We start from the raw sequence: 22,075 nt of genomic DNA, 5'->3' as shown, positions 1-22,075 counted from the left end.
CTCCAACTTTTTGAATTAACCCCAACCAAGGGCTTAAACAGGTTTTGGGTGCAGGCATTAAATGAATGAACATTAAAAATCGTATAAAATGGAAAAAGTTTTAATCAGCCCTAAGGTTGAAACATTGTCACCAAGTCTGTTAAATAAAATGAATGCTTATTGGCGGGCTGCGAATTACCTTTCTGTAGGACAGATTTACCTATACGACAACCCCCTTTTGAGAGCGCCTTTGAAACTTGCGCATGTTAAGCCACTTGTTGTGGGACACTGGGGGACCACTCCCGGACAAAATTTTATTTATGTTCATTTAAACCGAGTGATCAAAAAATACGATTTAGACATGTTTTATGTGGCAGGTCCCGGACACGGTGGACCCGCTTTGGTAGGAAATGTTTACTTAGAAGGGACGTGGACAGAGGTTTATCCAGACATTACTCAAGATGAAGCTGGAATGAAAAAGCTCTTCACTAAATTTTCTTTCCCAGGCGGCATCTCAAGTCATGTGGCTCCAACTACGCCAGGTAGCATCCACGAAGGGGGGGAATTAGGTTATTCTTTAAGCCATGCTTTTGGCGCTGCATTTGATAATCCGGCGCTTATCGTGGCTTGTGTAATCGGAGATGGAGAGGCAGAAACTGGGCCATTGGCAACCGCTTGGCAATCGAACAAATTCCTTAATCCAATTACAGATGGTGCTGTTTTGCCCATTTTGCATTTAAATGGATATAAAATAAGCAACCCCACCCTACTTGCCAGAATTGAACATGACGAATTAGAAAAGTTTTTTCAAGGCTGCGGATGGACACCTTACTTTGTTGAGGGCGACGATCCCGAAAAGATGCACCAACTTATGGCCGAAACCTTGGACAAAGCAATAGCTGCAATTAAGGAACATCAAGAAAATGCCAGAGTAAATGGAGACAATACAAGACCTCGTTGGCCAATGATTGTATTGCGTTCACCAAAAGGTTGGACCGGCCCTAAAATGGTTGATGGTTTGCCCAACGAGGGAACTTTTCGTTCCCATCAGGTGCCAATTTTGGTAGATGCAAAACACCCCCAACACCTTGGTCAGTTAGAGCGTTGGATGAAAAGCTACAAGCCTGAAGAGTTGTTTGATGCGCACGGCGCTTTGATCGCAGAATTAGCAGAATTAGCCCCAAAAGGAGGCAAACGAATGGGCGCAAATGCACATACCAATGGAGGCCTATTATTACACGATCTTTGTATGCCCGATTTTAGAGTTCACGCTGTAAATATTCCATCGCCAGGGGCAGTTCAAGTGGGTGATACCACTATATTGGGAAATTTTTTCAGAGACATTATCGATCTTAACAGAACCAATTTTAGAATCTTCGGACCCGATGAAACGCTTTCAAATCTATTGGGAGCAGTTTTTGAAACAAGCAACCGACAATGGGATGCAAAAGAAGAAAAAAATGATGAGTTCTTATCACCTTCGGGAAGGATAATGGATTCGCAGCTTAGCGAGCACCAATGCCAAGGATGGCTTGAGGGTTATCTACTAACTGGCAGGCATGGACTTTTTAATAGCTACGAAGCTTTTATCCGCATTGTTGATTCGATGTTTAGCCAGCATGCCAAATGGTTAAAAGTCACTAAAGAATTGCCTTGGAGGAGACCTATTGCCTCGTTAAATTACCTTCTTGCATCACACGTTTGGCAGCAAGACCACAATGGCTTTACCCACCAAGACCCAGGATTTCTTGATCATGTAATTAACAAAAAGGCAGATATAGTACGGGTGTATCTACCGCCCGATGCAAATTGTCTCCTATCTGTTTTTGATCATTGTTTACGCAGTAGAAACTACGTAAATGTGGTAGTTGCAGGTAAACATAATTTACCGCAATGGCTAGGTATGGACGCGGCAATTATTCATTGTACCGAAGGAATTGGAATTTGGCAATGGGCTAGTAATGATCAAGAATCTGAACCTGATGTAATTATGGCCTGTTGCGGAGACACACCGACGCTAGAAGTTATGGCAGCGGTTTCTATTCTTCGCGAGCACCTCCCCAATTTGAGAGTCCGTGTGGTTAACGTGGTTGACCTAATGAAGCTGCAATCCGCAAGTGAACATCCGCACGGACTGAGCGACCATGATTATGATTCGCTATTTACCAGAGACAAGCACATCGTTTTCGCATTTCATGGCTACCCATGGTTGGTGCATCGCCTAACTTACCGCCGTACCAACCGCAATTTACACGTGCGCGGATATAAGGAAGAGGGAACCATTACTACTCCCTTTGATATGCGTGTGCAAAACGATCTTGATAGATTTCATTTGGTGCAAGACGTAGTAGATCGTGTGGCAAACCTAGGTGCTAAAGGAGACTATCTAAAGCAAATGATGAAAGATAAATTGATCAAACATAAACACTTTATAGATCTACATGGCGAAGACATGCCCGAAATTGTTAATTGGGAATGGAGCATTAAGCCATGAACGAAGCGATGCTGACAGAAACAGTGCGAGCCCTCTTGGATGACAATAAAGGGCTTCTGGCAATGGATGAAAGCATTGGCACGTGTAATAAACACTTTGCGGCTCTAGGAATTCCGCAAACTGAAGAAATGCGACGAAGCTATCGGGAAATGATTCTGACAACCCCTGGCCTCAATGAAAGCATCAGCGGAGCTATCTTGTTTGATCAAACCATCCGAGCGCGCAAGTTAGATGGCACTCCATTTATTAAAGTGCTTATTGATGCGAATATCATCCCTGGAATTAAAGTAGATTTTGGCGCTAAAGCAATGAAGGGATTTCCAGGTGAAAAATTAACGGAAGGCCTCGATGGTTTACCGGCACGGCTTAAAGAATACAGCGATATCGGCGCACGTTTCGCCAAGTGGCGAGCGGTAATGGCGATAGGCAATGACATTCCTACTCCAAACTGCATAAAGGCAAATGCAATCGCTTTAGCGCAATATGCAAAATATTGCCAGCAAGCTGGTTTAGTCCCTACGGTAGAGCCGGAAGTATTGATGGATGGAAACCATTCATTGAAAAAATGCATGGAAGTAACTGAGCAGGTACTTCAAACTGTATTTGAACAACTTTATAAACACAATGTACTGTTAAGTGGGATGCTGCTTAAACCCAATATGATTTTACCAGGATTAGGTGCTAAGATTCAAGATCCGATTGATGTTGTAGCAGAAGCTACTGTAAACTGCTTGCTAAAGATAGTACCTAAATCCGTCCTGGGCGTTGCATTTTTGTCCGGCGGACAGGATGCAGAAGTCGCATCGGCAAGATTAAACGCAATGCAGAAAAAGTATAAATCTCAGCTGCCATGGACACTTACATTCTCGTTCGGAAGGGCACTGCAACAGCCTGCTTTAGAAAAATGGCTAGGAAAAAACTCGAACATTTCGGCTGCACAACGTTCGCTGAAACACAGATCCAAATGCAATAGAGCAGCCAATATGGGCCACTACAATAGCAAAATAGAGCAGGCATTTTGGCAGGAAGACGGCGATTGTTCACTAACTCACTCTTAGACAGTATTTGTTTTGACAAAAACTAACACTGAAACCCTAACTGAATTTTTTTTACTAATACCTCGTTAGCTAGTGAATTGTTTGACAAAAGTATTGTTGACATAGACAAATTAGACGGAATTGATAATTAAAAGAGGTGCGTGGAAAGTATTAGAAGACGAGGACGAGTAAATGATTTGATACTAAAAATGAAAGCTGATTTAACACATATTTATCAAAAAAAGCTGAACTTCGGCAAAATTATATCCGTAAGAGGCAGTGTTATAGATGCCCGTTTTGAAGACTCATTACCGGCAGTTTACACTTTACTCCACGCTGGCAAAACTAAAGAAATAGCCATAGAAGTTTTGTCGCAGTTAGATGAAAATACCATAAGAGGAATTTCATTAACTCCTACTCAAGGTTTAGCAAGGGGTATGGATATAGAAACTGACGGTAAAGAAATGATGGTTCCTATCGGAAAAAGAACCCTAGGTAGAATGTTTGATGTATTCGGAAATACGATAGATCATTTAAAGAAATTGGCCGAAGGAGAAAAGAGAAACATTCATCAAGCTCCTCCCCCATTAAATAAACGCGCCACAGAATCACAGGTTTTTGAAACAGGCATAAAGGCTATTGATGTTTTGATCCCCCTTGAACGGGGAGGAAAAGCTGGTTTGTTTGGCGGGGCAGGCGTTGGAAAAACGGTTTTGTTAACAGAAATGATCCACAACATGGTTGGTCGGAATAAGGGAGTAAGTATGTTCTGCGGCATAGGCGAACGGTGTCGGGAAGGCAACGAACTGTATAATGCGATGAAAGAAGCGGATTTGCTAGACAACATGATTATGATGTTTGGGCAAATGAACGAGCCACCAGGTGCCCGTTTTCGGGTTGGTCATGCTGCTTTAACTATGGCAGAATATTTTCGAGATGTTGAGCATAAGGATGTTTTACTACTCATAGACAATATCTTTCGATTTATTCAGGCGGGTATGGAAGTGTCTGGCTTAATGGGTCAAATGCCATCGCGTTTGGGTTATCAGCCAACATTAGAAACTGAATTATCGGCTTTAGAGGAGCGTATTGCCAACACAGATGCTGGCGCAATTACCTCTATACAAGCCGTATATGTACCAGCCGATGATTTGACCGACCCTGCCGCCGTGCATGCATTTTCTCACCTCTCTGCAACCATTGTACTTTCGCGAGAAAGGGCGAGTGAAGGTCTTTACCCGTCTATAGATTTTTTGCAATCAAATTCTAAAATGGCTACGCCAGGAATTATCGGCGATAGACACTATCAGCTCGCTCAACAGATTAGACAAACGCTCGCGAAATACGAGGATTTAAAAGACATTATTTCCATGCTTGGATTGGACCAATTATCAACTGATGATAGACTCGTGGTAAATCGGGCAAGACGTTTAGAGCGTTTTTTAACACAGCCATTTTTTGCTACCGAACAGTTTAGCGGCGTAAAAGGCACAGTGGTCAATTTGAAAGATGCCTTAGATGGATGCGAACGTATTTTAGCTGATGAGTTTAAAGATTTGCCTGAGAATGCTTTTTACATGATAGGCACTATTGAAGAAGCACTGAATAATAAAACTATCAAAAAAGGAGAGCCAATTACAGCACATGGGGCTCAATAAAAAACAATATGAACCTAAAAATATTACTTCCCTATAGGGTCTTTGCTGAAGTTAAAAATGTGGCTAACATCGTTGCAGAGACAAGCGAGGGATCTTTCGGTTTTTTACCGCAACGCTTAGATTGTGTTGCCGTATTGCTGCCAGGTATTTTTAGCTATACCACGGATAAAACTCACTATGTGGCAGTAAGTGAAGGAATATTGGTAAAAGCCGGACCTCAAGTGTTGGTTTCTGTCAGAAATGCCGTGGGAGGTGTGGAACTTGGAAAATTGGCAGACACAGTACGAGGTGAGTTTAAGAATATAGATGAGAATGAAGAAAAAGTTCGTCAGATGGCCTCAAAACTGGAAAGCGGATTTCTTTCTAGGTTGAAGAAATTTGAACAGATATAAAATGGCAAAGCCCGAAGATGACGATGGTTTTTTTGGTCGGATAATATCCGAGAAAGAGAAACGTAAACTAAAAGCGCTCAACGAAAAAAAAAGAGCTGAGTGGTTTGGTCTCGGCATGTTCGGAATGGTAGGCTGGTCTATCACCGCGCCAACTTTTTTGGGCACCGTTGGTGGAATTTGGTTGGATAAGAACTACCCACAACCCTTTTCTTGGACAGTAACGTGTTTGATTTTAGGTCTGGTATTGGGTTGTGCCATCGCTTGGAATTGGGTTATAAAAGAAGATAAGCAATAAAAATAGTTATGATGGCAACAACATTTACATGCGGACTACTATTGGGAATCCTATTTTTCGGTGGTTTGTGGCTCACGGTTAAAAAAAGTTTGGGTACGCCTTATGCAGCGTTGTGGTTTTTAGCGAGTTCGTTAATTAGAACTGCCATTGTTTTAACAGGATTGTATTTTGTTGCTGCGGGCAGCTTGCAGCGAATTCTAGTAAGCGTTGCTGGGTTTGTTATTTCCCGCTTTTTGGTGTTATGGTTTACAAAGCATCTTGAAAAAAAACAACTCACACCAACAAAGGCTAACTAATAAGGCTAATTAACTATGAACTTAACACCCGATCAGACTGTTTTTTGGAGCCATGGCTTCTTCACCATCAACCTAACCATTGTTACTACATGGGCAGTAATGGCATTTATGGTTGTCGGCGCAAAACTGGTTACGCGAAAACTGAAAACTACCCATAAAATTTCTCGGTGGCAATGCATGCTAGAAATTGTTGTAACAGGAATAATTGAACAAATTAAAGAAGTAGGACTTGAAAATCCCTCCCGATACATCGGATTCATCGGTACGCTGTTTTTATTTATTGCCGTTTGTAATTTCTGGATTGTATTGCCCTGGTACGAGCCGCCAACGGGCTCACTTTCTACTACGGCAGCGCTTGCCATCGCCGTATTTTTGGCTGTTCCTTTTTTCGGGATTCAAAAAAGTGGTTTTTTCGCTTATTTAAAAACGTATATCAAACCCACTTTTATTATGCTGCCTTTTAACATCATTAGCGAATTGTCTAGGACTTTGGCGCTCGCCATTAGGCTATTCGGCAACATTATGAGTGGTGGAATGATCGTTGCTATCTTGTTAAGTATATCTCCATTATTTATACCAATCGTAATGAAAGCTCTTGGTTTGCTTACAGGTATGGTACAAGCCTACATATTTAGCATATTGGCTACCGTTTACATAGCCGCTGCAGTTCAAGAAAGCATTAAGAAGAAAAAATTATCTATTCAACAAAAACATTAATTATAAGTAAAATGGACAATGTATCATCAATAGCAATCGCATCAATTATCACCGCAGGATTAACAACAGGTATCGGTTGCATGTTTCCCGCTTTAAGTGAGGGCAAAGCAGTCGCAACTGCTTTGGGCTCGATCGCACAACAGCCAGACGCCGCGCCGACCATAACAAGAACTTTATTTGTTGGCTTAGCAATGATCGAGTCAACTGCCATTTATTGCTTCGTCGTTTCGATGATTCTTATTTTCGCAAATCCGTTCTGGACGCACATCATAGCTAAATAACAAAATCATGCAAATTAATTGGTTTACGGTAATTGCGCAGCTCGTCAATTTTTTGGTGCTTGTTTGGTTGATGAAAAAATACCTATACAAACCAATTCTTCATGCCGTGGATGAGCGTGAGAAAAAGATAGCTACTGAGCTTGCAGATGCAAAGGCTAAAAAGACAGAAGCGAAGATAGAACAAGATGAGTTTCTCAAGAAAAATGATCTGTTCGACAGTCAGAAAAAGAAAATGATGGCTGAGGCCACGTTTGAAACAGGACAGGAACGCCAAAAGTTACTAGATGCAGCGCACAAAGAAGCAGCACATGTAAAATTGAAATTAAACAGTGAATCAAAAACGCTGCAAAAAACCTTGAATGATCAGTTAGTCCGGCAAACCCAACAAGCGGTTTTTTCGCTTACTAAAAAGGCCCTTACCGATATGGCGTCTACAACTTTGGAAGCGCAATCGATCCACGTGTTTATCAAAAAAATCAGAGCAACAAGCGCTAAAGAAAAGACACAGTTTTTAAAAGCTTTTGAGTCAAATGCAAATCTATTGTTAATTAAAAGTGCTTTTAATTTATCGGATAAGGAACAGAGCATGATAAAAACTGAAATTGAAACCATACTCGGCGGCAAAATTAAGTACGAGTTTAAGACAGATCCGAAAATGATAAGCGGCATAGAACTAGCGACAAATGGATATAAACTTTCTTGGAGTTTTTCTGCCTACATCAATTCTCTAGAAAAAAGTTTACCCGCTACAGAGAAGGAAAAACCTGAACCAGTTAATTCATAATAAATGCCATCAACTACTTTAAAAGACCGTATCGAAAGCACTTTTAAACAACTCGATAAAGGCATTTCGGAATACGTTTTCGAATTGGTGCCCAAAGAAATTGGTTACGTAACAAGTGTGGCCACAGGCATTGTAAAAGTTTCTGGACTTGAGGGAGCAGGTTTTGAAGAATTGTTAAAATTTTCGGAAAACTTATACGGAATCGCTTATAATTTAGACGCAGATGAGATCGGTGTAATTTTATTGGGCGAAGATACTTTGCTTAACGCAGGCGATGAAGTGGAGCGTACGGGCCGGGTGATGGATATTGCTGTGGGCGAGCATTTAATCGGTCGGGTTATAGATCCAATGGGCACTGCCATCGATGGCAAGGGCGCTATTTTAACGAGCAAAAGGCTACCCATAGAAAGGCCATCGCCGGCCATTATGGATCGAGCTGCAGTGAATAAACCGCTGCAAACAGGAATAAAAGTTATTGATGCTTTGATCCCGATCGGTCGCGGGCAGCGAGAATTGATTGTTGGCGACAGACAAACCGGGAAAACTCAAATAGCGATTGATGCCATAGTAAATCAAAAAGGAAAAGACGTTATATGTGTTTATTGCGCAATAGGACAGCGGGCTGCTGCAGTTGCTAAAGTTATTGCCAACTTAGAAAAAAATGGAGCGATGGATTATACCATGGTGATGGTGGCAGAAGGCAATAACGCTGCAGGATTAAAATACATAGCGCCTTATGCTGCAACAACTATTGCCGAATATTTTATGGAGCAAGGGCGAAACGTACTGATTGTATATGATGATTTAACACATCATGCACGCGCTTATCGAGAGCTTTCTCTACTTTTACGCAGGCCACCAGGAAGGGAAGCTTTTCCTGGCGATATATTCTATATCCATTCCAGATTGTTAGAACGAGCAACTCATTTAAGTGAAGAATTAAAAGGCGGATCGCTCACTGCTCTTCCAATTATCGAAACTGAAGCACAAAATATATCCGCTTACATCCCAACCAATTTAATTTCTATTACAGACGGACAGATTTATCTATCTCCAAAATTATTTGAAGCCGGTAATTTGCCAGCTGTTGATGTTGGTAAATCAGTTTCGCGAGTTGGATCTAATGCACAATTACCTGTCTATAAGTCAATCGTAAATTTAAAATTGCAGTATGCACAGTTTGAGGAGCTAGAAAATTTTTCTCGTTTTGGCACTCGCCTCGATGACAACACCAAAAAAGTAATCGATCATGGGCAACGCATCAGAATCTGTTTGAAACAAAATGAGTTGAGTCCACTTACTGTAGCAGAACAAATAGTTATTTTGCTCGCCCTAACAAATGGACTTTTTGACGAAATTCCAACCACAAAAATAGCTGAAGCAGAAGCAACAATCCTTAAACAGATGGGGAATTTTCCTGATGAGGTATTAAAACGTCTGTCTGAAGATAAACCTTTAAGTGATGCCGACAGGCGCTCAATTTTGAAAATCACCAAAGAACTATTGACTCCGTTACAGGGGCAAAAGTTGTCTGATCCGACCTTAAATTAATGGATACGTTAGAGGATTTAAACCGCGAACTGGACGGCGCAAAAGATATAAAATCAGTAGTTAGAGCCATGAAGGCAATGGCAGCTGCTAATATTGCACAATACGAAGCGGCGGTAGCCTCTCTTGGCGATTATTACCAGACCGTAACATTAGGCATCAAAGCCTATTTTACGGCAGAAAAAGTTCAAACACTTGTTAAAAATCCTTCAATCAAAAAGGAAGAAGACCAAACTGTTTGCGTTATTGTTTTTGGGTCAGATCTCGGCTTAGTTGGACAGTTTAATGATTTAATTTCTGAATTTGTGCAGCAAACGCTTAATGACATCAAGGGTAAGAAAGAGCTTTGGGTAATTGGCGAACGCGTTCAGGCACTTTTATTGGATGTAGGTTTAAACATCACAAAATCTTACCCCGTACCCGGATCGATAGATGCAGTAACCCCTTTGGTGCAACATATTCTTCTTGGAATTGAAGCCACAAGAGAAACCGATCATGTCGTTAAATTTTACATTTTTCATAACCAGCCTAAAATCGGAGCAGGGTACAAACCTGTAATGCAGCGTTTATTGCCACTCGACCAAAAATGGCTACATGGACTAACTGCAATCCAATGGCCAACCAAAAACATACCAGAGATTGCTGGAAATCCGAAAACTACACTAGCCGCGCTTATCAACGCCTATCTTTTTGTTTCGGGATTTAGGGCATGTACAGAATCTTTGGCGGCAGAAAACGCAAGTCGGTTGGAAGCAATGCAACGGGCAGAAAAAAGCATAAGTGATGTGCTAAGCACCCTAAGTAAAAAATTCCAAAGTTTGCGCCAAAGTATGATCGATGAGGAACTTTTCGATGTTGTCTCTGGATTTGAAGCTTTGAAGAAACATCGGTAAAACTCGATTAACTTAGTAAGAGTAGTTAATAAACCATGCAAAGATTGCTTTTCAAACAAATCTTAGTTCAATCAAACTGACGCAAGCATAGCCAACTAAATTTTTAAAAATTTAATTAGAATCTATGTTTAGCACTTTACACGTGAACTTTGCGATGATAAATTCCTCATCTGTTTTTATAACGCGGACTTTCACCGTACTTTTAGCCGAAGAAATTATCGAGTCGTTATTTCTATTCTTGCTATCATCCAAATGAATTCCCAGGAATGTGAGGTTTTCGCAAATTCTAGCTCTTAACTCATGTGAATTTTCTCCTATGCCTCCCGAGAACACCAATACATCTAATCCGCCTAGCGCAGCGGCAAAAGATCCGATCCATTTTTTAGTTTGATAGCAAAAGAAATCTATAGCCTCTTTGGCGCGGACATCTTTTCCCTCGATTTTTATCAATTCGCGTACATCTGCATTGGTTTCTGAAATACCAAGCAAACCAGATTTATGATTAATTAGAGTGCTAAGTTTTTGCGGACTGAGGTTTTCTTGCTTTATTAAAAACCAGACTGCCCCCGGATCTAGATCTCCTGTACGAGTAGACATTGGCAGACCGCCCGTTGGGGTAAAGCCCATACTGGTATCTATACTTTTACCATTTTTTACCGCAGCCAAGCTAGCGCCGCTACCTAAATGCGCTAAGATGACCTTTCCTTTTGCAGTTTTTTTTCCATCCATCCGCTCAAGCGATTCCATTAAAAAAGTATAAGAGAGCCCATGAAAACCATAGCGATGGATGCTCATCTCAAAATAGCGCCGAGGTAATGCTAATAATTTTGCAACAACTGGCATTGATGTGTGGAAGGATGTATCAAAACAAGCTATTTGTTGTAACTCTGGATAATGAGTCCTAAATACCTCAATCAATTCAAGCTCTGCTGGCAAATGTTCTGGGTCGAATGCACTAACTTTCTTCAGTTCTTTCATGAGCTTATCGGTAATCAGCTCTGGATCGGTGTGATTCATACCATGCACAATTCGATGTCCGATGGCGACAACTGAAGTAAATTCTACACGTTTTCCAAGCCATTCCATCAAATGGGTAGCTCCTTGCCCATGATTTATAGCATTAAGACCTACACCATCTATTTGATGATTGTCCTTACCGATAAAATGAAATTTTGCGTTTTTAGTTCCTATATTCTCAATTTCTCCATGAAGCAGCCGTTCCAATGTTGTTCCAACTTCATACAAAGAAAACTTTATACTGGAAGAACCACCATTGATGGTAAGAATATTTTTTTTTGCTATCTTCATGGCATTTGGCTTAATTATTATTCACTTTCGCCCGCTTCCTCCATTTTATGGCTTCATACCATATAACTGACATAAATCCTGTACCAACAGAAATCGCAACTTGACCAAAGGTCGGCTTTTGAAACTGGAAAAAGGTAGCTAAAGGGTTTACAAAAAGCAACAATCCTGTGATAACAATAGTAATTCCGATGATGAGTAAAACAAGTCGGTTTTTGTACTTCATAGTGGTAAAAATGGAGTAATAAAATGATCGGTTTACCAATGTGAGGAACACATTTGCAGTAATAAGAACAATAAAAACCGAAGTTCTTATGGCAGACTCGTTGAAATAATGGTAAATCCCGTATTGATAAATAAGTAAAGTTGCTGCTGCAATTGTTAAGCCTTGTATGATACTTGTGGCAAGTTCTTTTAAACTGAAAAAAGTATTGGAAAGTGCATGAGGTTTCCGAAACATAGTATTTTTTTCCATTGGCTCATTTTCATAAATAATAGAGCAGGTTGGCCCCATTATTAACTCTAAAAAGATAATGTGAACCGGCGAAAATATGTTTGGATAAATCCATCCCAAAGCTAATGGAAGGAAAACCGTCAATACAATCGGAATGTGAATTGAAATAATGTATTGAATGGCTTTTTTAAGATTCGCATAAATTCGGCGTCCCATGGCCACGGCATCGACCATTTGAGAAAGATCGTCTTCCTTAAGGATTAAGGAAGCGGCCTGCTTTGCAATTTCTGTTCCTTTTTTGCCCATCGCTATCCCAATGTGTGCCGCTTTAAGTGCCGGTCCATCATTTACACCATCGCCTATCATTGCAACAATTTGATTATTTTTTTTTAATGCAGTAATAATTTTAAATTTTGCTTCAGGAAACATCCTGGTAAAAACATTCACTTCTTCTACTTTCCGCTGAAGGTCTAGGTCAGATAAATGCATCAAATCCGCGCCAGAAATACTTCTATCAAATCCTCTAAATCCTACCTGCTTACAAATTGCCATTGTAGTGGTCAAATTATCGCCGGTAATAATTTTGACAGCAATACCTGCAGTATAGAAGTCTGCCAAAACTTTAGCAATATTTTTTTTTGGTGGATCATAAAATGCCACAACCCCTTTAAAAGTAAAGGCAAAGTCTTGTTGATTTGTCGGGTAATCGCTGCCCTCAAAACTGGTTTCTCCAACGCCCAAAACTCTAAATCCCAAATATGTCATGTTTGTAATTGCCTCGTTAATCTGTTGTTTCTCGATTGTAGTTAGATCACAGACTTTCATCATGGTTTCTGGCGCACCTTTGGACGCAATGATTCTCTTTCCAAACTTATTTTCGAAAACATGCGTCATCATTGGTGGTTTTCCTTCTAAGGGATATTCGTGCACAATTCTATAGTCTTTTCGTTCATCTGAAGTGCACGAATTTTGATATGCTGCATGAAGTGATACTTCCATCGGATCAAATGGAATGGGCTCACTCGCAAACATGGCAACCTTAATAAATGCTTTTGCCTCTTCTTCTAGTGCCTCACCTGGTTTGAAGATTTTACCTGAAGGCATCGTGAAGATTTCCGCCAAGCTCATTCTATTTTCAGTAAGGGTTCCTGTTTTGTCGGTGCAAATAACGGTTGCACTGCCTAATGTCTCCACTGTTTTCATTTGCTTCACAATAATTCCCATCTTCATCAACCGCCAGGCGCCAAGTGCCATAAATGTGGTAAAAGCGACTGGAATTTCTTCGGGTAAAATACTCATTGCCAAAGTGAGCGCCTTTAGCAAGCTATTTGAAATACTAAACGACTGGAAATAGTTTATGCCCCAAACGATGAAGAAGACAATCACGCCTAACACCACCATCTTCTTCACAAAACTATTGATCTGTATTTCTAACGGGGTTTTTTCTTCTTGAATGTTTTCTAGGCTTTTGCCGATCTTACCAAGGTTAGTGGCATTGCCGATTGCTGTTACCGTAATGAAGGCTAAACCGCTGGCAACTTTTGTACCACTCGAAACTAGATTTTTATACTTTGATACATCTCTATACACAGATAAAGATTCACCAGTAAGAATTGACTCGTCTACCGAAAAATCATTGGAATGAACAATCAGTCCATCCGCAGCAACCGCAGTACCTTCTTCAATTATCAGGCTGTCGCCGACTACAACTTCCTCGCTTCTAATCTCCCGTATTTCGCCATTCCTAATTACTTTGCAGATTGGTTGGCTTAGCTCTTTTAATTTTTCTAGCGCATTCCTACTTCTAGAATCTTGATACAAAGAAATAGTGGCTACTAAAACAATTGCGGAAGCCATGAATATGCCGTCACCGGTTTTTCCGCTAACGAAATAAATAGAAGAGGTGGCCAATAATAAAATTACCATTGGCTCTTTTGCAACACTTTTTAAAGCGTCAAAAAATCCGCTTTCCTTTTTAAATTCAAGGCGATTCTCCCCGTGGAGCTTTCTTGCGGCAAAAACTTGCTTATCCGTTAACCCGTCGATATCGAGACCCGAAACATAAGTATATTTAGTTTTTAGAAACTCGGCCATTTACAAGAGAAATAATTTTAACCGCCTTCCTAACGGTGCTCAAACCAATTGCGTGTACGCTATTATTTGGCTTACAGTGTTTAAGACCAAGCGCATTGCGCTACATAAGTCTTCTCAGTCGTTTATCATCACCAATCAGTTGGTTTATCATACCTAGATAAGCGATTTAGAGTGGCAAATTTACCCCTTTACTTGCTTAAAATTAAAGATCTTTTTTCTGCGATGGATCATTACGGTTCGATAATCACTTTCATTGCTTTCTCTTTTCCTGCATTGCCAAAAACTTCATAAGCCTTTAAAATTTCATCTAATTTAAAATGGTGGGTAATTAATTGATTTGGTTTAAGCTTACCTGAAGTTACTGTTTTTAATAGCATTGCGGTTGTATTCGTATTAACTAAGCCCATGGTTATGGTAATATTTTTTATCCAAAGGTCTTGAATTTGAAGGCTGACCGGTTTTCCGTGCACGCCAATATTTGCAAGGTAACCACCAGGACGAACAATATTCTGGCAAACATCAAAAGTAGCAGGAATTCCAACAGCTTCAATGGCTACGTCTACTCCATCTTTTGTTTCGGCGAGTATCCTTTGTACGGCATCTTCAGTACCAGAATTAATCACATCTGTGGCACCGAATTTTTTTGCCATTGCTAACCGATTTTCATCAATATCTATCATATAAATTTTGGATGGCGAATAGAAATGCGCCGTGAGCAGAGCAGCCATTCCTATTGGTCCCGCACCAACAATAGCAATCACATCGCCGGGCTTAACTTGTCCGGCAACAACACCTATTTCAAAGCCTGTTGGCAAAATATCGCTCAGCATTACCAAGGCCTCTTCGTCGGTATTTGGCGGAATTAAGTGCAAACTATTATCTGCATGCGGAATGCGAACATATTCTGCCTGTGTTCCATTAATTAAATGCCCTAAAATCCAGCCGCCATCTACGCAATGGGAATACAACTGTTTTTTGCAGTATTCGCAAGTTCCATCTGCAGTAATACAGGAAATAATGACATGATCTCCCTTTTTAAAATTGACAACTGACGTTCCAACTTCCTCAATAATCCCAACACCTTCATGTCCCAAAGTGGTACCCGCTTTAACCGACGGTGTTTTACCATGTAGAATACCTAAATCCGTTCCACAGATTGTAGTTTTTAAAATTTTTACCAGCGCGTCTGTCTGTTTTTCGATAACGGGTTTTGATACCTCCTGCAATGCAATTTTACCGGGACCTCCGTATACTAGTGCTTTCATAATTTTAAGATTATTGGTTGATGGTTGAGCTTTTTTTACAACTGCGCATTTCTACCATTTTTTTCTGAAATAGAGCGGCCTTTCTTCTTTATGAATGAGCTAGCGCAAATCAATTTTCAAAATCGATCAAAAGGCAAGAATCTATTATCTTTTGTTTCGGCGTGCCTCATTAGGTTCTTGTTGGTGTAAAGGTCAACAAATCGAGCCAACCAACTTTTACATATCTTTTTAAAGACCTTACATCTTTCACACATTAAGATAACTATCAAGTATTCTATAAGGTCTACTGTTGTTTAAATACTAGCGTTGAAGTGTATGCTAATTACAATAAAAGAAGTTAAACAGTCAATCGGAAAACCAATGTGAATGCCAACGCTGTCCTATTTTTAAAGCGAATGTAAAATCGTGATGAGCATCATAAATGAAATGGTCGAATGTCATTTGAATTTTTAAGCGTAATGGTGACTTTGCCCCCCTAAACCATGCGATTTTGGAAGCAATAGAAAACCACCAATTATCCGACGAACTACAAGAACTTTACCTTCAAAATAAAGAATGGTTGTCGGATGTTTTATTTCTCGAAGACGAAACACATATATTCGAAAATTTATTCGACAAAATAAACACCTTGGCCATGCATAAAAAAAGAGTGCATGAAATACAGCCTGTAAACAAACGGTTGACTGCTTTATATAAAAAACGACAAGCATTTAAAGCATTGATCAGCCAACACCAGCACTTATTGAAATCGTTAATTAAAAATCAAACAAAAACCGTAGGCCTTAGACTGCTACAAGAAAATGCGCAGATCATAGAAAATATTAAGACCCTATTTCTTTTGGAGAGAAAAACCTTGCGCAAAGACTTATTTGACCTGACTGAAAAACTGATTAATGCAGAAAATAAAACCGTCTTATTGATGACGTAATAAGAATGAAAGGATTTTTATTGAGGGGTATTTTTATTGTCGTACTTAATTGGCCATTTTTTTTGTGCCATAGTCAAATAGTGCAGAAAGAAAAGTCATTAAACATTGCCCCAACTACATCGAACAAAAGCATAAGAAAGGATTATATCGGACAGGGAGACCATAATCTCGACAGTTTAATAATTAAATTGTTTTTTAGATCTTACCCACTCTTAAAAAATGTGGAACAAGAAGTTATTACTTTTTATAGGTCGAGAGATTTTTCTTTTGCATGGTATAGCGAAGGAAAAATAATTGAACAGGCTTACAACCTTCACAATAGAATAAGCAATTTAGGAGATGAGGGCATCTCTCAAAAGGTTCCTTATCAAAATGCATTAGATTCGTTTATTTATCGAGCAGAATCTTTCCCTGCTGAAAAACCCAACAGCGCTTTAGAAATTATGCTAACCGCCCAATACTTTATATTTTCTAAACTTAGTTGGGAAGGGATGGACCAGTCTGTCAGCGAATCTCTAAAATGGTATTTACCACGTAAGAAAGTACAATATGAGGAATATCTAGATACGCTTTTAAGCAGTAAAGACCCAAATGAATTAATAAAAGAACCTGTTTATAGGCAATATAATTTACTTAAAGGCTTTCTTAAAAAATACAAGGATTTAGCGCTACAGGAAACATGGCCGATTTTAAATCAAACCAGCATAAGCAGTCAACAGGGCGATTCTTCTTTATTTATAGCACAGGTAAAAAAACGTCTTTTTTTGTTTGAGGACTATCAGGGCGATACTACTACCACCTTATTTGATAAGAATCTTTACGAATCTACTAGGCAGTTTCAAAAAAGGAACGGCTTAAAAATAGATGGAAAAATTGGTAGGGAAACATGCAATGCTTTAAACATTCCTTTAAAAAGCCGTATTCGCCAAATTTTAGTAAATATGGAGCGTAATCGATGGTTGCCTATTGCCTCTAATGAGGATGTACTTGCGGTTAATATACCGGATTTTAAATTACACGTTTTTCATAAGGACAGCCTATTGTGGAGTTGCAATGTAGTGGTTGGGCAAACCATTCATCCAACCACTATTTTCTATGGAGATTTGGAGTCTGTGGTATTCAGTCCATATTGGAATGTACCAGAAAGTATTGTACAGCAAGAAATAGTGCCACAAATGAAGAAAAATCCAAACTACCTTACTGAGCATTATATGGAAATAAGAGGTTATAGAAATGATTTACCCATTGTTAGGCAAAAACCAGGATCAAACAATGCTTTAGGGCTCGTAAAATTTCTATTCCCAAATAGTTATAACATTTATTTGCACGATACCCCGAGCAAATCTTTGTTTGGCGAGTCGGCCAGAGCATTTAGCCACGGATGTATCCGCGTAGAAGAACCTGTTAAATTGGCTAGTTTCCTGCTCCGTTTTCAAACACAATGGACCCTTAAAAAAATTGATGCTGCCATGCATAGTGGAAAAGAAACCTCGGTAAAGTTAAGGAAGACAGTTCCTGTATTTATTGTTTATTTCACCGCCTTTGTAGACAAGAGCCAAAAATTAAATTTTAGGAAAGACATCTATTACTTGGATGATCGGTTGGCCGAAATGATTTTAGAAGACAAATAGAACGGATATTTCTCTAATCTATCATTTAGCCGAGCTTTGTTCAACTTAATAACTATTCTTTATTGAGTAGCTTATTCATATCCGCTTTTAATTATGGTCAATGTCATTTTAAAACGCGCTTCAGCTTTGATAATATGAGGCGTATGCGCCGGTATAATAATGGCTTCGCCGGTTTCCAAAAGGTTTGGGTTTCCGTTTATGATGATTTCGGCGCTTCCTTCAATAATTTGGGCGAAGGCATCAAAAGGCGAAGTTTTTTCTGTAAATCCTTCACCCGAATCTACTGCGACAATAGTTACATTTCCGGTCGGCTTCTTCACAATTGTTTTACTTACAATTCCGTTAGGAAGGTACTCTATCATCTGCACGACCACAATTCCCTTTGCTTTTTCAATCTCACCAAGTTCCATATCCTCCCCTTTATTTCGTTATCTTAATTCAAATGTCATCAGTCTAGGGTTGGCAAATGCCAATTTCTTAGGCGCCACAGTACTTATTTACCACTAGAATAGTTTTGTTAGGTTTAGAGTATTTTACTCCTTAAGCATCTAATAATCTATGCGTTTTTTAAAGAATGGTAGGTAAAAGACTGTTTCATTTTTTCTTCCCAATTTGCGACCTATACACGGTTGCATTTAACTTATTGGCTTATAAAAAATGATTCATACAACAGATTTTTTATGCTTCACTTATCATTTAAATTGCTAAAATATGAATTGTCTGAAGTTGTCTGATAAATCGAAGTGAAGACCGAGTTGGATCAGAAAAGCAACTAACTAATTAAAAACAGCAGAAAACTTCGGTTGCTATTATAATTCTTAGACTGGTTGACACTTTTAAACGCTATTAATAATCGGTTTTTCTTATTTACAAATCAAAAATACACCAATGGCCTGTGTTAGAAGTTACAACATATTCTAAACATGTTGCACATTTCACATATTTTCAAGATTCTTTCGCCTTTTATTTCCAAGGTCTTTAAAATGAGAAGGTGTCAGACCGGTAATCTTTTTAAACTGATTCGACAAATGCCCAACGCTACTGTAATGGAGCTGATAGGCAATTTCGGTCAGATTCAATTCGTCGTAAATCAACAGCTCTTTTACCCGTTCAATTTTATGAATAATGATGAAATGCTGGATTGTTATGCTCTGAACCTCTGAAAAAAGATTGGCAAGATAGGTATAATCGTAGTGAAGCTTCTCACTAAGATAGTTGGAGAAATTTGTTTTGGGAAGTTCATCAGAGTAGTGAACCATTTCTATGATGACATTTTTAATTTTCTCGATCAACATGCTCTTTTTATCATCCATTAACTCGAGACCAAATTTCAGTAAAGCTGTTTTGATCTGATCTTGCTGAATAGCAGACACATTGCCTTTAATTTCTATTTCACCTAAATCTACATTGCCGTACTGCAAACCCAATTTATCGAGCTCGGCCTTGACCACCATTTTACAACGGAGGCTAACCATGTATTCAACGTAGAGTTTCAATCTTTTCTGGGAAAACTAAAGATACTAAAATACGCTTATTAACATATAGGCTTGGCGCTATTTATCTTTCCAACTTGGTAGTGCAGTATCAACTAGGCCCACACACATTAAAACATATTTTTTAAAAGGATGGTCTTTCAGGTTGATCGCGGCGACTTCGAACTACACCCATTGGCTTCAACTTATCTCTCCACAAGTACCGTTTACCTCTGGATGCCGATAATAACGGGAAATTTCAAGTGCAGTACCGTTATAGACGATGTGGGAATTTCGTGAGGAGAAAATTCTACAAAGCTGCCAAATGTTTTCCCTTCTACCGCATATGTCTTTTATATGATTGCTTTCAATAAGTTCGAAAGCTATTTGAAACGGGTTGCGTAGATTGCCAAAATGTGTCAAGCTCCCGTTAAAATTTCACCGATCGATACCCAAACAATTTAAAACCCATTCGCAGGTTACGTACCTTGATTTGTAAGTCATTTATGTAAAAATATTAGGGAGATTATTATATTTGGGAAACCAGATAACGTATATGTAGTCGGAGGCGGCAATCTTTATACTGCTGCAAATGCAAGTGCAACTGAAATTAATGGAGGTGGAAATATAACAAGGAGCGATGGTAAAGTTTACAAGATGAGTGTATCAGTATATTCTAAAGCTACCCTATCGGCTGCACAAACCGCTCAAGGAGTGGATGTTTATAGTCATGGGGGAGCTTCTGCTAATTATGGCGCGATCATGCAGTCAGCTGACTGTGGAACTACAAATGGAAAAACCAACTACGGATCAACGGATGCCCTTGGGAATATGAAGATTGATACTGCTGACACTGCTGCAGTTTATAGCGGTATTGCTGACTTCTGGAACAGTGGAGGCTCTTCTCCCCACGTAGGTCAAGATAGCGGAGTAACACAATCCGATTTTGTGCAAAACACAACAACTCACGAGATGATGCACAACCTTGGCCTTGTGGACGGTCCCGATGATGGACTAGACGATGCGCACCCTATCGAAACTAACGATCAAAACCATACTGTTATAGGAATGAAAAATATAGGAATGGGTTCAAATAGTAAAAAGACAGCAATTGATAGAACAACTACGTTAAGCGCAGGCACAGCTACTGTACAGGGAACACATATTTACAAACTTCCGTAGTATTTGTTCCGCGGGCAGTGATTTAGTGTATGGTATCAATTTATGAGCACCAATAGTAATACTTTAAACTTGTTGTTAAAAGGGGTTCTACGGAATGGTTTAGAGCTCGTTTTTATTGACGTTAATTATTATCAATTATGAAAAAAATCGCGCTTACAATTGTCGTAGCCTTGATAATGTTGAATTCGCATGGACAAGATTTAAAACAGCTTATGAAATCAGGCGATTCATTGATATATCTGAGGGTCTATGATAAAGCAGCAATTATATATAAAAATCTTGTTCGTGATGTTCTCAATGGGAAATTTAAAGCAGACGACAATCAATGGCGTCGAATTGTATATAATGCCGGCATGTCAGGATGGAAATCTGGAGAGAGTGAAACGTCCGTTCCGTATAATAACATGTATTACGGCAGTGAGGGAGAAAAATTATTAGAGAAAATTGATTTTTTAAATAGGTTCGGTGCAAAATTTATTTATACTTACAATCCTTATGCAGGAGGTGGAACCAAAGAAATTGTTATTGACGGTTGTACAACCAACCAGAAAAAATATTTGCTATGGTATGGATCGAGTTATTGGTATGTTCAAGCATTTGACGAATGTCACTCTTATAAACCAATAAAATTTCCAAGCATTAAATTGTATAATCTTTTCTCAACGTCTCAAAACCTACTTTTAACGGAGACTATTTCCGATTTGGATATTAATAACAGCAACGATCTGCGTTATGAATACGAGTTTTATTCAAAAGATCGCAAAGTAACAAAAGCTTTTTATCAAGCTGATATAACTGTTTACCCGTCAGACAGCAAAGAACTTAGTATACTCAAAGAACGAAAGAATTTAGAGCCTTATGAAAAAAATTTAAAAGCGAAAATTACCTTTTTGCAAAGTATTAGTGAGTCCTTAGTAGTAAAATATCAGGATAGTTTAAGTTCAATCACGGAGCGACAAAAGGTTGGAAAGCTTTAGGGTAATATGACTGTAAAAGTTGTCCTATCTCAAATTAATGCTTTCGACAGGTACAGATCGGGAATACTGATAAACTTTATATGTTTATAGACCAGAGTGGGAAAATGCTGAACGATGATGCACCGAGACCCAGTAGCATAGAGTTGACAAAATTAATTGACCAATATCTATAAATATCTTAGTCTTACCGCCAAGTTAACTTTAGCATTTGATTTGCGTTGACTATTATGGAAAAACAAATATATATAATAGCGTAAAGTATATTTTAAGATACCGGCTTCTTGATGCTTTTTTTTCATACAATAACTTAGGTTTGTTAAGTAACACTAAATCAAACGGACATAATCTTTTGCGTAGATCCGGGGTAGGCTAAAATGGGTTTGGGTTTTTTGT

Annotated in this window: 20 protein-coding genes; 15 read left to right on the top strand and 5 right to left on the bottom strand. The window is 39.1% G+C overall.

Annotation, left to right across the window (positions count from 1 at the left end; translation table 11 throughout):
* Nucleotides 1-88 precede the first annotated feature (88 nt).
* The 11 genes from ACVWYG_RS09325 to ACVWYG_RS09275 all read left to right on the top strand — a co-directional run bounded on the left by ACVWYG_RS09325 (nucleotide 89) and on the right by ACVWYG_RS09275 (nucleotide 10,374).
* Entirely contained in the window at nucleotides 89-2,473 is a 2,385-nt protein-coding gene (locus ACVWYG_RS09325) for a phosphoketolase family protein (protein ID WP_457269926.1), read from the top strand.
* Complete coding sequence (locus ACVWYG_RS09320) at nucleotides 2,470-3,531, top strand: class I fructose-bisphosphate aldolase (RefSeq protein WP_457269925.1); 1,062 nt, start codon at nucleotides 2,470-2,472, stop codon at nucleotides 3,529-3,531. The genes ACVWYG_RS09325 and ACVWYG_RS09320 overlap by 4 nt, the downstream gene beginning before the upstream one ends.
* Before the next feature lie 188 nt (nucleotides 3,532-3,719).
* Nucleotides 3,720-5,168: a F0F1 ATP synthase subunit beta gene (gene atpD, locus ACVWYG_RS09315; protein ID WP_457269924.1), complete on the top strand. Its 1,449-nt coding sequence runs from the start codon at nucleotides 3,720-3,722 to the stop codon at nucleotides 5,166-5,168.
* 8 nt (nucleotides 5,169-5,176) lie between these two features.
* Nucleotides 5,177-5,560, top strand: a complete 384-nt coding sequence (locus tag ACVWYG_RS09310) for a F0F1 ATP synthase subunit epsilon (RefSeq protein ID WP_457269923.1) — start codon at nucleotides 5,177-5,179, stop codon at nucleotides 5,558-5,560.
* Between the two features lies 1 nt (nucleotide 5,561).
* On the top strand, nucleotides 5,562-5,855 hold the full coding sequence (locus ACVWYG_RS09305; RefSeq protein WP_457269922.1) for an AtpZ/AtpI family protein: 294 nt from the start codon (nucleotides 5,562-5,564) through the stop codon (nucleotides 5,853-5,855).
* A gap of 8 nt (nucleotides 5,856-5,863) precedes the next feature.
* Nucleotides 5,864-6,151, top strand: coding sequence for an N-ATPase subunit AtpR (locus ACVWYG_RS09300; protein WP_457269921.1), 288 nt, complete (start codon nucleotides 5,864-5,866; stop codon nucleotides 6,149-6,151).
* A 15-nt stretch (nucleotides 6,152-6,166) separates the two neighbouring features.
* Nucleotides 6,167-6,868 (top strand): F0F1 ATP synthase subunit A, encoded by a 702-nt coding sequence (locus ACVWYG_RS09295; RefSeq protein WP_457269920.1) that lies wholly within the window; start codon nucleotides 6,167-6,169, stop codon nucleotides 6,866-6,868.
* Between the two features lie 11 nt (nucleotides 6,869-6,879).
* Entirely contained in the window at nucleotides 6,880-7,149 is a 270-nt protein-coding gene (locus ACVWYG_RS09290; RefSeq protein ID WP_354358312.1) for a F0F1 ATP synthase subunit C, read from the top strand.
* 7 nt (nucleotides 7,150-7,156) lie between these two features.
* Nucleotides 7,157-7,933 (top strand): F0F1 ATP synthase subunit B family protein, encoded by a 777-nt coding sequence (locus ACVWYG_RS09285; protein ID WP_457269919.1) that lies wholly within the window; start codon nucleotides 7,157-7,159, stop codon nucleotides 7,931-7,933.
* Nucleotides 7,934-7,936: 3 nt separating this feature from the next.
* Nucleotides 7,937-9,484, top strand: coding sequence for an alternate F1F0 ATPase, F1 subunit alpha (locus tag ACVWYG_RS09280; protein WP_457269918.1), 1,548 nt, complete (start codon nucleotides 7,937-7,939; stop codon nucleotides 9,482-9,484).
* Entirely contained in the window at nucleotides 9,484-10,374 is an 891-nt protein-coding gene (locus tag ACVWYG_RS09275; protein ID WP_457269917.1) for a F0F1 ATP synthase subunit gamma, read from the top strand. Before ACVWYG_RS09280 ends, ACVWYG_RS09275 begins: the two co-directional genes overlap by 1 nt.
* Before the next feature lie 111 nt (nucleotides 10,375-10,485).
* Here the strand turns inward: ACVWYG_RS09275 and ACVWYG_RS09270 are convergent, their stop codons facing one another.
* The 3 genes from ACVWYG_RS09270 to ACVWYG_RS09260 all read right to left on the bottom strand — a co-directional run bounded on the left by ACVWYG_RS09270 (nucleotide 10,486) and on the right by ACVWYG_RS09260 (nucleotide 15,492).
* Nucleotides 10,486-11,682 carry an acetate/propionate family kinase gene (locus ACVWYG_RS09270; RefSeq protein ID WP_457269916.1) on the bottom strand — a complete coding sequence of 399 codons (1,197 nt, stop codon included), beginning with the start codon at nucleotides 11,680-11,682 and terminating at the stop codon, nucleotides 10,486-10,488.
* Between the two features lie 10 nt (nucleotides 11,683-11,692).
* Entirely contained in the window at nucleotides 11,693-14,227 is a 2,535-nt protein-coding gene (locus tag ACVWYG_RS09265; RefSeq protein ID WP_457269915.1) for a cation-translocating P-type ATPase, read from the bottom strand.
* Nucleotides 14,228-14,457: 230 nt separating this feature from the next.
* Complete coding sequence (locus tag ACVWYG_RS09260) at nucleotides 14,458-15,492, bottom strand: zinc-dependent alcohol dehydrogenase family protein (protein ID WP_457269914.1); 1,035 nt, start codon at nucleotides 15,490-15,492, stop codon at nucleotides 14,458-14,460.
* A 490-nt stretch (nucleotides 15,493-15,982) separates the two neighbouring features.
* Between ACVWYG_RS09260 and ACVWYG_RS09255 the strand changes: the two genes are divergently transcribed.
* Together ACVWYG_RS09255 and ACVWYG_RS09250 are read left to right on the top strand one after the other, a co-directional pair.
* Nucleotides 15,983-16,420, top strand: coding sequence for a hypothetical protein (locus ACVWYG_RS09255; protein ID WP_457269913.1), 438 nt, complete (start codon nucleotides 15,983-15,985; stop codon nucleotides 16,418-16,420).
* Between the two features lie 5 nt (nucleotides 16,421-16,425).
* The gene (locus tag ACVWYG_RS09250) at nucleotides 16,426-18,051 is read left to right on the top strand and encodes a L,D-transpeptidase family protein (RefSeq protein ID WP_457269912.1); all 1,626 of its coding nucleotides are present in this window, start codon (nucleotides 16,426-16,428) and stop codon (nucleotides 18,049-18,051) included.
* Nucleotides 18,052-18,122: 71 nt separating this feature from the next.
* Here the strand turns inward: ACVWYG_RS09250 and ACVWYG_RS09245 are convergent, their stop codons facing one another.
* Together ACVWYG_RS09245 and ACVWYG_RS09240 are read right to left on the bottom strand one after the other, a co-directional pair.
* Nucleotides 18,123-18,461, bottom strand: a complete 339-nt coding sequence (locus ACVWYG_RS09245; protein WP_457269911.1) for a cupin domain-containing protein — start codon at nucleotides 18,459-18,461, stop codon at nucleotides 18,123-18,125.
* Between the two features lie 525 nt (nucleotides 18,462-18,986).
* On the bottom strand, nucleotides 18,987-19,505 hold the full coding sequence (locus ACVWYG_RS09240) for a helix-turn-helix domain-containing protein (protein WP_457270053.1): 519 nt from the start codon (nucleotides 19,503-19,505) through the stop codon (nucleotides 18,987-18,989).
* A 675-nt stretch (nucleotides 19,506-20,180) separates the two neighbouring features.
* Between ACVWYG_RS09240 and ACVWYG_RS09235 the strand changes: the two genes are divergently transcribed.
* Together ACVWYG_RS09235 and ACVWYG_RS09230 are read left to right on the top strand one after the other, a co-directional pair.
* On the top strand, nucleotides 20,181-20,705 hold the full coding sequence (locus tag ACVWYG_RS09235) for a hypothetical protein (RefSeq protein ID WP_457269910.1): 525 nt from the start codon (nucleotides 20,181-20,183) through the stop codon (nucleotides 20,703-20,705).
* A gap of 137 nt (nucleotides 20,706-20,842) precedes the next feature.
* A complete protein-coding gene (locus ACVWYG_RS09230) occupies nucleotides 20,843-21,682 on the top strand; it encodes a hypothetical protein (protein WP_457269909.1) in 840 nt (279 codons plus the stop codon).
* Nucleotides 21,683-22,075: the final 393 nt, after the last annotated feature.

The sequence above is a fragment of the Pedobacter sp. UYEF25 genome, from assembly GCF_054061655.1.
Note: the sequence above shows the minus strand (reverse complement) of the source record. Positions and strands in the feature narration are given on the sequence as shown.

Bases quoted from the DNA above. Each gene is read 5' to 3' on its own strand.
- ACVWYG_RS09280 (WP_457269918.1), top strand. From the start codon at position 7,937: ATGCCATCAACTACTTTAAAAGACCGTATCGAAAGCACTTTTAAACAA.
- ACVWYG_RS09270 (WP_457269916.1), bottom strand. From the start codon at position 11,682: ATGAAGATAGCAAAAAAAAATATTCTTACCATCAATGGTGGTTCTTCC.
- ACVWYG_RS09240 (WP_457270053.1), bottom strand. From the start codon at position 19,505: ATGGTGGTCAAGGCCGAGCTCGATAAATTGGGTTTGCAGTACGGCAAT.
- atpD (WP_457269924.1), top strand. From the start codon at position 3,720: ATGAAAGCTGATTTAACACATATTTATCAAAAAAAGCTGAACTTCGGC.
- ACVWYG_RS09295 (WP_457269920.1), top strand. From the start codon at position 6,167: ATGAACTTAACACCCGATCAGACTGTTTTTTGGAGCCATGGCTTCTTC.
- ACVWYG_RS09230 (WP_457269909.1), top strand. From the start codon at position 20,843: ATGAAAAAAATCGCGCTTACAATTGTCGTAGCCTTGATAATGTTGAAT.
- ACVWYG_RS09300 (WP_457269921.1), top strand. From the start codon at position 5,864: ATGATGGCAACAACATTTACATGCGGACTACTATTGGGAATCCTATTT.
- ACVWYG_RS09310 (WP_457269923.1), top strand. From the start codon at position 5,177: ATGAACCTAAAAATATTACTTCCCTATAGGGTCTTTGCTGAAGTTAAA.
- ACVWYG_RS09325 (WP_457269926.1), top strand. From the start codon at position 89: ATGGAAAAAGTTTTAATCAGCCCTAAGGTTGAAACATTGTCACCAAGT.
- ACVWYG_RS09235 (WP_457269910.1), top strand. From the start codon at position 20,181: ATGAGTGTATCAGTATATTCTAAAGCTACCCTATCGGCTGCACAAACC.
- ACVWYG_RS09250 (WP_457269912.1), top strand. From the start codon at position 16,426: ATGAAAGGATTTTTATTGAGGGGTATTTTTATTGTCGTACTTAATTGG.
- ACVWYG_RS09245 (WP_457269911.1), bottom strand. From the start codon at position 18,461: ATGGAACTTGGTGAGATTGAAAAAGCAAAGGGAATTGTGGTCGTGCAG.
- ACVWYG_RS09275 (WP_457269917.1), top strand. From the start codon at position 9,484: ATGGATACGTTAGAGGATTTAAACCGCGAACTGGACGGCGCAAAAGAT.
- ACVWYG_RS09305 (WP_457269922.1), top strand. From the start codon at position 5,562: ATGGCAAAGCCCGAAGATGACGATGGTTTTTTTGGTCGGATAATATCC.
- ACVWYG_RS09285 (WP_457269919.1), top strand. From the start codon at position 7,157: ATGCAAATTAATTGGTTTACGGTAATTGCGCAGCTCGTCAATTTTTTG.
- ACVWYG_RS09290 (WP_354358312.1), top strand. From the start codon at position 6,880: ATGGACAATGTATCATCAATAGCAATCGCATCAATTATCACCGCAGGA.
- ACVWYG_RS09260 (WP_457269914.1), bottom strand. From the start codon at position 15,492: ATGAAAGCACTAGTATACGGAGGTCCCGGTAAAATTGCATTGCAGGAG.
- ACVWYG_RS09265 (WP_457269915.1), bottom strand. From the start codon at position 14,227: ATGGCCGAGTTTCTAAAAACTAAATATACTTATGTTTCGGGTCTCGAT.
- ACVWYG_RS09320 (WP_457269925.1), top strand. From the start codon at position 2,470: ATGAACGAAGCGATGCTGACAGAAACAGTGCGAGCCCTCTTGGATGAC.